Here is a 13,007-nt window from a genome sequence, read left to right on the forward strand (position 1 = left end):
CTAAATGGGGTCTTGACCAAATAAGGAAGGAAGTTTTTTTCCCAACACCATGCTCCGTGACATGCTCCATGGACAAAAAGAAGAGGCGCTTCGCTAGAAACGCCTTCAGGATGGTATTCTACTAGTTCCAAATTCATTTTCGCCGTTCCTTTCTTATTTGAGGGTCATTGCTTCTTTATTTGCTTGAACCTGTTAAGGCGTGGATACGCTGATTCAAAAGGTTGGCTGTCTCCTTGATCATCATTTCACCAATTTGATCAACATGACGGTCTCTCCAGTTTTCAACAGCCGTTCCCTTCACCCATTGATTAAAAGAACCTAACGCTGGACCGCAGTAAATCTGATAATCCACTTTATAGCTTTCGGCTCCATCCAAAGCCCAGTCAAAACAGCGGTTAAAATACCATTTGAAAAGTAACGCCATCTTGTATTTAGGCGTTCGTTCCGCTCTTTTCAGTTCCTGAGGTGGGCAAGTCGTTTTCATCTGCTCATACACCTCTTCAAAGCTGCGTTTAAAATACTTTTCCTGGAGCTGCTTCTTGGTTTTCTCATCGATTTCATCAAGCGAGTTGTATTGACGATAGAGGTCGTGCAATTTGTTCGCTCTCGCTGGAAAGAATAAGCCTTTTTTCAACACTTGAATTTTGGCTCCCATTTCAAACATTTCACCCGCCGGAGCATACTCTGTGTCTTGAACATTGGCCAACTGCAACGAATCCTTCACAGACTCGCTGGTCGCGGCCTCCACTGTGCACTGGTTAATCGAGCCTGTAACAATATAATCTGCCCCAAGCATGAAAGCGACCGCTGCCGCCTCAGGAGTTCCAATCCCTCCCGCAGCCCCGATTCTGATCGGCTTTTGGTATCCATACTTGTGCATCATGTTATCTCGTAGTCTGATCATCGCTGGCATCAAAGCAGATGCTACACCATGATCGGTATTTCCGCCAGAATCGGCCTCTACCGTTAACTCGTCCGCCATCGGAACTTCTCGTAACAAACTCGCTTCTTCTGTCGTAAGCTTATGTTCTTGCACCAATTTTTCTATCAGATACTCAGGTGCGGGACTTAAAAAGGCTTCCGCAACCTCAGGCTGTGATACTTTGGCAAAAATTTTGTTTGCCGCCTCCACTTGCCCGTTCATCCCCCGCTTTAATCCCTTGGCCCGATAGATGATCAACGCAGGGGTAATCGCCATAAACGCAGATGCTTCCATCACCCTCACTTGATAAGCAAGATACAGATCGACGGTTTTTTCTTCCATGGACGGGTCACTTGGATGATGCAACAAATTCATACCATACGGCTCGCCATGCTGTAGTTCACGTTGAATCTGTTGGATGGCTCGCTCGATTCTATCCAGCTGTAAGCCACCACTTCCGAAAAAGCCCATCATCCCGGCTTTCCCCATTTTAATGACAAGCTTTTCCGATGAGATTCCCTTGTACATCGCTCCTGCCAGGTAGGGATATTTCAGTTTGTAGTCCTGTTTAAATTGCTGATTTCCCAGCGAAAAAGCGGTAATCCCTTTTGGCTGCTCCATGCTGTTCGATATCTCTTGCTCCTGTACAGTGATAGCAACCGGCTTTGTCTCTTGCTCCATGTTTTCTTTCTCCGCTTCCTCTTCTATGATCAGGGGTTCTGCTTCATTTCGGATCGTAGTAACTAACTTGGTCAACACAGTACCAGGACCAACTTCTTCTATTTCGTTTTCCCCCAAGGCCAGGAGATATCGAATGCTGTCATTCCATTTCACTGGGTGTGTAATTTGTTCCACCAAATTTCGTTTCACATCGCTCTGTTTATAGGGTCTTGCGTGAACATTTGAAATCACAGGGATGGTCATACTGGAAAAGGCAAACTGATTTAAATAGTCCTCAAAGCGTTGCTTCGCATCACTCATGTAACGGGAATGGAATGCTCCGCTCACCTTTAAGGGTATGTATACTTTTACACCCGCTTCCTGAAAAACAGGGTTGGCCCGCTCTATATCTTCTTTCCGACCTGCAATCACAAATTGGAAGGGAGAATTGTGATTGGCAATATCGATACTGGTCAAATTATTTTCATGTAACACGCGTTCTACTTGCTCCGAAGTAAACCCGATCACAGCCGCCATACCTCCACCGACGGCCAAACTCATCAACTCGCCTCTTTTTTTCACCAAATGCAGCCCTGTCTCAAAGTCAAACACCCCTGATGCAAAAAGCGCGTTGTACTCACCCAAGCTGTGCCCCGCCACATAATCTGGTTTTTTCCCGGTTTCCTTTACCTTTTTCAGATAGCTAAGCGCATTTACCACGTACAAAGCAGGCTGGGTAAACTGGGTTTTACTTAACTGTTTATCCGGATCATGCAGACAAAGCTCTTTGATGGAATAACCTAATATCTGATCAGCTTTGGTCGTTATTTCTGGAAACTCATCAAACAGAGAGCCCCCCATTCCTTTTATTTGGGAGCCCTGCCCGGGGAAAACATATGTGGTCATTTTTCTGTCTTCCTTTCTGTTTGTATGCAAACTTTTATTTGAGAATAGTTGCTTGATGCGCTCTACATTTTCGCCATCCTTTTTAAAAGGAGTGATAATCGAGTAGCATTCTGATTGTGAATCTTGTCGCAGATTTCGCTTTGTAAAATTACTCAAATTTCCTGCTGGTCCCAAATCCAAATAGATGTAGCTTTGCTGTTTCTCCAGCTCTTGGACAGCTTTTGGAAGCTGCATTGGTTTTCTTACCACTTGCCAAAAGTAGTCGACTGGCAGTTCCTTCATGATTTCACCGTGAACACACGAGACAAAGGGAATCTGGGGAATTCCAAACGATTTCTGTTTCAATACCTCCCGATAATGTGGTTCAGCCGGATCGATGTAAGCTGAGTGAAAAGCATACGATACGGGTAGTCGTTGACAAATAATCCCCTTGCCTTTTACATAATCCTCCATGCGTTGTAGCTGATGACTGCTCCCAGCAATGACAAAATGCGAATGAAAATTCACTGCTACCAACTCACTATTTCGATGTAATAAAGGGTCTTGATCATACAAATCGGGATTGTGGAGAATCGCAAGCATACTCCCTTTCTGACAATACGTTTCGTAAAGGGTGGCTTGTTCAACCACGAGTTGTAGCAATTCTTCCACAGGCATGATCCCAGACACAGCCCCCGCCGCAAACTCCCCCAAACTGCTCCCCAGACAATAGTCAGGCTTAATTCCGCTTTCCATGAGAACCTGAGCCAGAGCGTATTCCACCATAAAAATGGCGGGATGCGTAAAAAGGGTGCGATCAAATATGTCGTCTCGACGCTTCGTGTCATCATATAACTGGGCAAGGACAGACTCCCCGATCAGGGAATGTACCTTTTCATCTAACCTAAGCATCCATTTGCGAAATACCGGATTCTGATCAAAAAGGTCTCTCCCCATCTGATAGTACTGAGACCCCTGTCCAGAAAACATAAACACAACAGGCTTTTCCATGTATGATGCACCCCTTGTTATTAAATACAGTTTTTTTATAATAAAAACTCCCCACAGCCTGGTCAATTGACCGTTGTGGGGAATTCATAAGCGATTTGTCATGGAGTGTTCTATCTCCTGAAGTACATCTTTTACGGCAGCAACACTCCACTCTGTCTTTTTCGGGTAGGTGATCGAACACACATAGTCACCAAGGATAAAGGATGCCGTACGGTATTGAGGAAAGTTTTCAAAAAGACTATAAACAACCCCATCCCTTGCCTCTACTTGGCTTATTTCATAGATATGAAAAGAAGTGGTTAAACCTGTTTTCAAAATTTTGGATAACGCTTCCTTGACTGTCCAGAAAAGAGTGAGAGTTGTTTCATAAGAATAAGGCAAGCATGAAAACAAACTGCTCTCTTTCACAGTCATCTGCGTCTCCAGAACTTTATTTCTATCCACGCTAATTCTCTCCATATCAATCCCCATCGGCAGTTCTTCCGAAAAAGCAATGCCGGCTGCAAGATCGTCACAATGGGTGATACTCACCTGGACGTTGGTTGCACTCGGTAAGTTCACGACAGGTTGATGAAAAATGCCCTGTTCAATACATATTCGCTCTAAGCTTTCGTCTCCAACCAAAAACGAAACGGCTCTTTTGGCGACATATCTCCCTGTCAGGTAGCTTTTTACTCTCCGCTCATACTCCAGCTGAAAATAGTACTCGAATTCTTTTGGGTGCAAGAATTTTACTATTTTTAAAAAATCAGCGGGAACAGAAAAATAGCCCATGCACAAACTGGCACGATACTCTCTATCCTTACCTTTTATAACGATTTCTTTCGTAAAGATCTGTGGAAACACATGCAATTCAATCTCCGCCTTCCGTTCTCCTACTGTGCCAAAGGGCAGAGCTTCCCCAGTTCGTGGGTAAATAAATATACACACTACCGTTTCAACGTATGTCCTCCCTACGTTCCTTTAACGTGCCGAAACATCGATTAAATTCCCTAAGGGATTTTCCTTTCGATAAAAAACTTATACAGCTAACTCTTTATATTTATGCAGAAAGTTACAACAACCACGTTTATTGCATAACGCGAAGAAATTGGATATATTTAGTATAATACCACAATTTTTAGGATTTTATCTACTCAATCATTCCTATTTTTGTGGAAGCAGTAAGCGCTCAAGATACTTGCGAATCTACTTCATAATGAAAGGATTACTCACCTTGAAATGGTATGCCATCTTTGTAGAATCTGGTAAAGAAGAAGTCGTTCAAAAGTACCTCAAACTCTATTTTAATGAGCAGTCTTTAAAGTCCGTTGTGCCGAAGAGATTGGTTCCTGAGAAAAAGTCAGGCATTGTGAATAGTGTCATGAAGAATATTTTTCCTGGATATGTACTTATTAAGACTGAAATGACTAACGAAATGTTCCACAAAATCAAAAAAATTCCTAGAAGTTTGCGTTTAGTCAATAACGGTAGTTACTATTCGCAAGATGAGGGTACTTATTATTCGAGCATTGATGAAAGAGAAATCACCCCGATCCTCCAACTCATGGGAAACGGTGAAGTTGTCGATTATTCAAAGGTTTATCTAGAAAATTCTAAAGTGATCGTAGAATCTGGTCCCCTAAAAGGACTGGAAGGTCTTATCAAAAAAGTGGATAAGCACAAAAACAGGGCTAAAATATTTTTAACCTTCATGGGAGTAGAGAAAACAATTGATGTGGGAATTGAAATCCTCTCAAAACCTTTGTAAAGGGGGAGCGTTGCGTACGCTTCCCCTTTTTATTTTCTTCATACAAGCACGCATTCCATCGTAAAAACATAGGCTCATGGTAAGTATCATTCGAGTAGGATTGCCCTGCTTTCATTTGGGAGAGACAGACAAGAGTTCCGATGTACGACTTTTCAAAAGTGTTAGATCCTTATTCTTGTTTGGAAAGGAATTTGTATACATGGTTTTCTCGGACGAAGACAACATGTTTACTAGTCAGGCTGCCATTTTCCTAGCAGCCATGAGCTATCAGACTTATCCATTATATTTTGAAGGGAAGCTTACCTTACCCAAAGGTTTTCAACTTCGATACACGATTCAGGCTTTCGCAGATGTAGAGAATCCAACGGAACATGTATATGGTTTTGTGGCAGAATCAAAAGATGAAATCATCATTGCCTTCAGAGGGTACGCAGCATATCCGGCAGACCTTTTGGCGGCCTATGACATCCTACAAGTCCCCTATCCTTTTGTTACAGATGCAGGGAAAACCTCACGTGGATTTACATGCCTGTATCAATCAACACGGGATCAGTTCATCAGAAAAATCAATCAGTTTCCCGCATCAAAAAAGCTGTTTATTACTGGCCACAACTACGGCGGCGCGCTAGCTGTACTAGCAGCTTTAGATATTGCGGTAAACACGAAGTTTAGGCAACCAATCGTTTATACCTATGGCAGCCCGCGTATTGGTGACCCCCACTTCGCTTCACGCTTCAATCAAGTCGTTGCCAATAGTCTGCGCATTGTAAATGTCCACGACTCTTTTCCTACATTCCCCGATCAAAAGTATCCGCCTCCTTTTACCCAGGAAGGTATCTATTATCAACATGTAAAAAACAAGTTTCCGCTCTCGTTTCAACTGAATAATACGCCTCGAAACGATAGTATCGCCTGCTATTTTCATAGCCTCACTCAGCTTGACCCTGATTATGCCCAAACGCTCTGTGTGGAAAACCCTGGGTTTTGTCCCAATACCGATACGTGTATTCCGTTTCTAGGCAAATGCTAGCTTTTTTACAGCCTTGAAACTCAGAAAGGGAGACACATGAATGATCGATCGTATTTATAACAGCAAAGATGCGATTTTACTTGCGGCTATGATCCATCAGGCCTATCAGCTATTTGAAACAGATTCACTTGTCTTGCCAAAAGGGTATCGCCAGCTCTCGACTATTCGAGCATGCGCTGGTGTTGAGACTCCGGAGTCAGAGGTGTTTGGTTTTGTAGCCGAGTCATCCGACAGTATCGTTGTAGCTTTTCGAGGAACACGCACGTTTAACGACAATGAGTCTGATCAAGATTTGTATCAAGTCCCCTATCGTTTTGTCAGAAAGGCAGGAAAAACCCACCGTGGGTTTACTTGTATGTATCAATCCGCGAGAGATGAATTGATTCGGGAGTTGAGCAAGCTCTCAAGATCGAAAAAGCTATTTGTTGCAGGGCACAGTTTAGGGGGAGGGTTGGCCGCACTAGCTGGTTTGGATATTGCGGTGAATACGAAATTTGCGCATCCTTTTGTGTATACGTATGGGAGTCCTCGTGTCGGAGATCCTGTCTTTGCTTCGCGGTTTAATGAGACAGTAAAGAACAGTGTTCGGATCGTGAATGTTCATGATATTATTCCAACTTTGCCGTCCAAGGCGTACCCACCTCCGTTTACGAAGAAAGGATTGTACTACCAGCATGTGGATCGGAAGTATTTGTTGGATTTTCAGTTGAATAGTGTAGCTGTAAGGAATCATGAAATTGTTTGTTATTTTAAGTTTCTGGCGCAGGAGGAGTCTGGGTTTACGGAGAGGTTGTGTGCCGAGAATGAGGGGTTTTGTCCGGATACAGGGATGTGTGTGCCTTTTTTAGGGGGATGTTGATTCTATGGAATCACTCTCTTTTTTTATACTCTCTTTTTCACGCCGTGAGAGGTAATCTACAAAAAAACTTATTGATAACCATTTTCAACGAGATTATAATGGTTGTAATTTCCAAATATTTACTTTCGCTCATGGATGAGCAAAAAAGGAGGCATTACGATTATGAAAAAAGCCATTTTAGCAGGAGCATTAGGGATTGCCGTACTTTCAGGTGCAAATTTGCCAGGATTGGAAGTCTCAAAAGCTAACGCAGCAGCAACGGCTTTAGACATTCAAGAGGTTACGAAATACTATTCTCTGAGTTCATACGAAGTGACGCAAAAAGAATCTTTTCCGCTTAAAAAGGGTGAAGAGCTTACGATTTTTGTAAACAATTCAGGATTCCCGATCTCTTATACAGTCTTTGATGCGGATAATCAAGCGATTGGTACATACCATGCGAATTCGCCTTACGGACGAGTATTCCAAGCACAAAAAGACGGCAATATTTCTGTACAATTTCAAGCCGGAGCGAACTCTTCCTATATGAAAAAGATGAATTTTACAGCTAAATTCGCTCTTTCCAAGTTTTAATAAGCGTTAAGCGTATGTAAAACAGTAAGGGCTGTCTCAAAAGTCGATTTCTCGCCAAAGAGACAGCCCACTTGGATTCATTAACAATTCGAAAATCAGCGTAGTTGACGTCAATAAACCAGGCGCAAAAAAAAGACCCCCCTTGTCTACAGAGGGGTTGAGATTATTAGTAACGATGTGAAAGAAGCAGTCGATAAGTACAATACATTCAAACACGGATGTTCTGTTTATAGAGTTATGATTTACAATGGGGCAATGGGACAACCAGTTTTCCCCGTTCGATGTTAAGTCGAGTGAGAAATGGTCTGTGTCGTTCATTGCTCCTTATTTCTTTAATTCCTCTGGAATTTCAGGTTTCCCTACGAAACCAAAGGATGCTGTAGTTACCGCCAGTACCGCAACAAATGAAGCAATTGCTGAAACATGTTTCGCTACGAACATCATCGCTTTATTTTTCATCTTTTCCACCTCCTTTCAGTGGAATTAGCGTCAGTGATTGCACAAAGAAGGTCTTAACCAGTGTCTCGCTGTCTATGAAAAATAATGAACTGACGATGATAATGGAGATGGTCTTGAGGAGCAAAGTCTGATTCTGTTTGAATAGTCGTGATTGCAATTCCATTTCTTGCGGTGCAAAAAGTGCTACTAGGACTAATGTGATAATAATAATCGGGGTGACAAAATCATTAGGTAGGGTAATGAGAGGGATTAATACAGCTCCCACTATACTTGTCATGGTGCAGTAGACAGACGATGAATAGTGAAATCCTCCTGAAAATTGGCGTAGTACTAAAAATCCAGCCAATGTGATTAATGTTCCTTGAAATGTCCCTAACATTAGTGAAATGGTAAGGCTACTCGTAATGATGAGAAGCATGTTGATGATAAGGATTAACCCAAATTTCATTGTAGGCACTGACTTCGTTTCATGTGGATTGATCGACTTTAGTTGGATTGCTATTCTTTCAGCAAGAGTTTCAATCATATTCCCCATCCCTTTTTATAGCCAGCCATGCCAGTATCGTGATTCCGATAGCCATCCCAAAGAAGATCCAGACTATGGAAGCAATTCCATATGTACTTGCTAATTTAAACAAGACCGTTATCAATACACCTGTTACAATAATCAGTGACAAAATAACCATGTTGATTCTATGGTAAATAAAGAAAGGCGCTCCGTCTCTGACAAATGTAAATTGCAGTCCAAATTTTCGAAGTCCATAGCATAATGCAAAGGTAAATAATGCGGAGATTGTCTGGAATATGAAACCTGTGTTGATGGTTCGATCCCGTAACGATTCGATTGTCTCTAGGGCTCCTATGACGGTCAGGAAGAACACTTCCACCATCTGAATCCCCAAGTATATTCCTGCTGTTATCATGGTCATTAAGGCAGCATGTCCCCAATTCACGTTCCATACCAGGATTAATGCCCCAAAGATGATGACGACTTGGGCTATGGTTGCATAGTCTCCATATGGCGTAAATTGTCGTAGCCCAAACGAGAAAAGCATTAATACCAGACTCACAAAGAGAATCCTGTTGATATGCACCAAAAAACCAAACCTAAATAACGTAGTCATAAGAGCAAATATTGCGAGGTATTCCAATGTTGAAAATAGGACAAACAGCATGTAACTTTTTCACCTCAATTACTTATTGAGGGTTATATTCTACTAAAAACGACAGATTCCTGCTTGAATTTACCAAATTTTACATTTTAGTGTGGCGCTGCGCCACAACCAAAAACTGCTTTCAGTAGCAGATATATATTGCTACGCTTGTTCTTATTCGAGGTGTCAATCTAAAAGTTAAGTGAAAGATTAGGACATGCAACCATCCGATCGGCGCATTGCTCTTACTCATACCAAATTAGTGAACCCAAAACAAAAATCGCCCGGTTATTTACCTTTCTAGATTCACTGCGTGCTTCTAATGTTTTTGGATTTAGATTCAACATATCGCTATTCCTCCTTGGGTTATACTCTACTTTGCCATTCGTTTCATCCTCCTTTGATTTTGAGCATGTAAAAAAAGCTCATTCCTACTCATGGTTCAAGTTGGAAGGAGCTTTTGAAAGTTTATCAAGTGCTTGAATTGTACTGTGTTTGGTTTGTGGTGTATTGTACGATCTTGTTCTTGCGCTGTAAACCCGCAAGTTTTAATCTTTAACGCTCATCAAAATTATAACCGCCTTTTCTTGGAAGCAAGTCTTCTTGCATTGGCACGATATAGCCTTCCCTCACAAACACCTTCATTCCCTTTGGTAAATCCTTTGCTGCCTTGTTCAAGCCTTTTGGCAAATCATTAGTAGTTTTCTCGAAAGCCCCTGGCAGCTCACTTGCCGCTTTTTGCATCGCAGCAGGAACGTCTCCCAGCATTGAGATTCCTTTGACGAAATCATCCCACATGCTAGGCTTTTCCTGCGGCTTTTCGCAAGCTGATCCTTGTCCAAAACCAGCAGCAGACGGCCCGTTATTTGTTGACGACTGATTTCCTACCGTCACACCACCCAAATCCTGCCCGTCATCTTCAATCTTGATCAGGCCACAATGGAAACACATATTTGTAGATTTATTCAGCAGTTCAATATTGGGCATACAGTCTCCCCCTCTCTGTAAAGGATTTCATACGGATAGAAGGTGCTCCTGATGATCGATATGCTAGATATCCACTCTATATATAAAGGAAATAATGCCCACATCTTGATGTATCGGATATAGAATGGTCACGAGCAATAGGTATAAATATTGCTATGCTGTGCTAAAAATGCAAAAAGAAGCTACCGACAACTTCGCGAGAAAGATGAAACAAAGTCTCTCAGGTTAGCTTTGGTTGAATCAAGGCTGTTAAAATATTTTCAAGCGACAAGCTTTTGGAGTTATGTAATCAGGGTAGTTGGTTGAGAGCATAAAAAACCCTTGATTCCTCAAGGGTTCGAACGTTCGTTTTATGGTGATCCGGACTGGGTTCGAACCAGCGACCCCCACCCTGTCAATTACAACATCACCTTATCCCATCGTATCCCTTCATGTCCTAAATCGCATAACGTCAACGTTTCTAAGGTAATCAATTAACCTCTATTAACCTTAGAAATACTACTTTTTCCGATATTTCGCCACCCATTCTGCCACCCACTTTTGATATCAGCTAAGGGGAGATATTGCCTCCCTTTAGTTCCCTTCTAACCAATTAAGAAAAACACTTTTTGCTACTTTAATTCTTGTTCCAGCTCTTGCTACATGAAATTGGCCTGAATTACAAAGTTCATATGCTTGGCGCTGTCCAATGTTCATAATCTGCTTTATGTCCCTTACATCTAAAACATCTGGATAAGACTCCAAAATGTTAATACTGTTTTTCATATTAGTATCCTCTCCCATTTGTATATATATGTCGAATCGTTTGATTAACTTAACAATAAAAAAGCCCATCGAACGAATCGATAGGCTCAATTGCTCCCCTATTCAAAAAACTCATCTATCAACATTTTGTGCTTCCTTTTCCCTATCTCGTGTTTCTTCTTTGTCAACCTCAACAGAGATTATAAAAACGTCTCCAGCGTTCATTATTGATCTTCACCGAAAGGTAGATTTTATAAAAATCTAAGCAAAAGAAAAACCAGCCTATGCTGACAGCTACTTTTATTATTAAGTGGGATACATTGCATGTTATTCTATCACTATCTTCTTTAGAGAGTTTTAAACTCAACTTAGACCCTCTTTTTAAACAATAAATTTACAAGTAGTATCGATGACAATAGCACCAAGACACCTAAAATCGGATCATTTTTAACATAGGGCATCGTATGTACAACCACATAGATAATAATTGCAAATACAATTACTAATAAAAATAAAAGTAATTGGTTCTTCATAAAACTCCCCCTTTTTTCCAAAATAATGCAGTTCTATTTTAAAACACAATTAAGCTATTATGCAAATGAAATCAATTTTCTGGTAATATTGACAGAATAAAGATGTCTCTGTTACCCTCATCATGTAAATCATTTACATTTCTGGAGGGGTACAAATGAAGCCTGTAGTTAAAATCGTCACTGCATCAGTTTTAAGCTCATTGTTACTGTTTAATCCACTAACAAGTAAAGTTTCGTTTGCAAAAGATTCCTTTGAAGTGAACATTCTAAATGCAAGCAGCTTTGAAATTAGGGAGGATTTCGTAAACGAGAAATTAAAAAACGTTGCTGCTGACATTCAGGAGATCAAGAAATCGTCTCTTAGAAGTGATGATTTAACCCTTGATAGCGTGAATGGCGCACCTAATGTGTTGATCATGGATCACAACAAAGACACTGATTTTGAATCTCTTATTGACCAGTACGATTTAATAATGAAAATTGAGAAAGTAGACTCTAAAGAAGTAGATTATAAGATTTATTGGTTTGGCAAAAACAAACATGATGCTATTATAAAGGGCACTGATAAAATCTTTGTCGATGTAAATGGATATAAGAACCGCGACAATGTAAACAAAGAAGAAGTTATTGAGTCCAAAATTGTGGCTGTCACAAAAGAACACCTGAAGTTTATCGAAAAAAGCGAAGAGCTTCCAGAAGATGACGAGCTTCGCGCCTTGGCTGATTATGGATGGAAGACTGTAGACAGCGACCAGATTAGTGAACTTGCTCCTCCATATGGAGATTTGTACATGAACTTTAAAGCTAGAAAGGCTATAGATGCAGGTAACTATTATGCTATAGCAAATATTACAGCTCATATTGTTCCAGGTGCATTTTTGTTAGCCGAAGAAAATGATAATGACTATGAAGATTTTGAAACAAAAAACGCAGAGATTAAAATTAAAGGTTTTGATAAAAATGGAAAAAGTAGCGCTGTAAAATTTTTAGAACATAAACCAACAAATCAAGGTAATTCAGGCTCTAAAAGTTATTCAATTGGTGGTGGCGCTGGCGGCTTAACTAGCGGTATTACATGGGAGCAAGATTGGGATGATTTAGACATGGAAGACAAAAGCAGTACCTATGGAAGATGGTTTTGGGACTTCTCTGGTGCTATAGAAGAGCAAGTGGCTGAGGTATCAGGAGGAGCAACTTTTAGATTCACTAATGACACTGAGGCTGAGATAGATTTTGAGGCTGAGGTATATTGGACGGATGGATGGGTAAATGACCCTAGAGACTCATCACTTTTAAGTGACTATTTAGAATTTGATTTTTGATAATTAGATTTACTTTGAGGCGCTTAAAAGCGCCTTTTTGTATTTGGTAGATGTGAATCGGACATGGTGAATCGCCATCACTAATAACGTAAAATTGGGGTCTGTCAAAAGTTTTGTG

12 protein-coding genes are annotated in these 13,007 nt (G+C 41.0%); 5 read left to right on the forward strand and 7 right to left on the reverse strand.

Features of this window, described 5'->3' with window-relative positions:
- Positions 1-175: 175 nt before the first annotated feature.
- Together fabD and C7R92_RS32970 are read right to left on the reverse strand one after the other, a co-directional pair.
- Positions 176-3,478 carry an ACP S-malonyltransferase gene (gene fabD, locus C7R92_RS25585; RefSeq protein WP_106836099.1) on the reverse strand — a complete coding sequence of 1,101 codons (3,303 nt, stop codon included), beginning with the start codon at positions 3,476-3,478 and terminating at the stop codon, positions 176-178.
- Positions 3,479-3,562: 84 nt separating this feature from the next.
- Positions 3,563-4,102, reverse strand: a complete 540-nt coding sequence (locus C7R92_RS32970) for a 4'-phosphopantetheinyl transferase family protein (protein WP_244195821.1) — start codon at positions 4,100-4,102, stop codon at positions 3,563-3,565.
- A 592-nt stretch (positions 4,103-4,694) separates the two neighbouring features.
- Between C7R92_RS32970 and loaP the strand changes: the two genes are divergently transcribed.
- The 4 genes from loaP (at position 4,695) to C7R92_RS25610 (ending at position 7,690) form a co-directional block, all read left to right on the forward strand.
- On the forward strand, positions 4,695-5,228 hold the full coding sequence (gene loaP / locus C7R92_RS25595) for an antiterminator LoaP (protein WP_069851352.1): 534 nt from the start codon (positions 4,695-4,697) through the stop codon (positions 5,226-5,228).
- A 199-nt stretch (positions 5,229-5,427) separates the two neighbouring features.
- Positions 5,428-6,258, forward strand: coding sequence for a lipase family protein (locus tag C7R92_RS25600; RefSeq protein WP_106836101.1), 831 nt, complete (start codon positions 5,428-5,430; stop codon positions 6,256-6,258).
- 40 nt (positions 6,259-6,298) lie between these two features.
- A complete protein-coding gene (locus C7R92_RS25605) occupies positions 6,299-7,117 on the forward strand; it encodes a lipase family protein (protein WP_106836102.1) in 819 nt (272 codons plus the stop codon).
- Positions 7,118-7,279: 162 nt separating this feature from the next.
- Positions 7,280-7,690 carry a hypothetical protein gene (locus C7R92_RS25610; protein WP_017250292.1) on the forward strand — a complete coding sequence of 137 codons (411 nt, stop codon included), beginning with the start codon at positions 7,280-7,282 and terminating at the stop codon, positions 7,688-7,690.
- A gap of 324 nt (positions 7,691-8,014) precedes the next feature.
- On the opposite strand, the gene C7R92_RS25615 is transcribed toward C7R92_RS25610, so the two are convergent.
- The 5 genes from C7R92_RS25615 to C7R92_RS25635 all read right to left on the reverse strand — a co-directional run bounded on the left by C7R92_RS25615 (position 8,015) and on the right by C7R92_RS25635 (position 11,055).
- Entirely contained in the window at positions 8,015-8,149 is a 135-nt protein-coding gene (locus tag C7R92_RS25615; protein ID WP_007716823.1) for a cyclic lactone autoinducer peptide, read from the reverse strand.
- Entirely contained in the window at positions 8,139-8,675 is a 537-nt protein-coding gene (locus tag C7R92_RS25620) for an accessory gene regulator ArgB-like protein (RefSeq protein WP_069851357.1), read from the reverse strand. The genes C7R92_RS25615 and C7R92_RS25620 overlap by 11 nt, the downstream gene beginning before the upstream one ends.
- The gene (locus C7R92_RS25625) at positions 8,668-9,219 is read right to left on the reverse strand and encodes a hypothetical protein (RefSeq protein WP_244195822.1); all 552 of its coding nucleotides are present in this window, start codon (positions 9,217-9,219) and stop codon (positions 8,668-8,670) included. Before C7R92_RS25625 ends, C7R92_RS25620 begins: the two co-directional genes overlap by 8 nt.
- 639 nt (positions 9,220-9,858) lie before the next feature.
- Positions 9,859-10,290: a DUF4280 domain-containing protein gene (locus C7R92_RS25630; protein WP_244195823.1), complete on the reverse strand. Its 432-nt coding sequence runs from the start codon at positions 10,288-10,290 to the stop codon at positions 9,859-9,861.
- Between the two features lie 573 nt (positions 10,291-10,863).
- Complete coding sequence (locus C7R92_RS25635; protein WP_106836104.1) at positions 10,864-11,055, reverse strand: helix-turn-helix domain-containing protein; 192 nt, start codon at positions 11,053-11,055, stop codon at positions 10,864-10,866.
- Between the two features lie 667 nt (positions 11,056-11,722).
- Between C7R92_RS25635 and C7R92_RS25640 the strand changes: the two genes are divergently transcribed.
- On the forward strand, positions 11,723-12,889 hold the full coding sequence (locus C7R92_RS25640) for a hypothetical protein (protein WP_106836103.1): 1,167 nt from the start codon (positions 11,723-11,725) through the stop codon (positions 12,887-12,889).
- Positions 12,890-13,007: the final 118 nt, after the last annotated feature.

This window comes from Brevibacillus porteri (genome assembly GCF_003013475.1).
Classification (GTDB): domain Bacteria; phylum Bacillota; class Bacilli; order Brevibacillales; family Brevibacillaceae; genus Brevibacillus; species Brevibacillus porteri.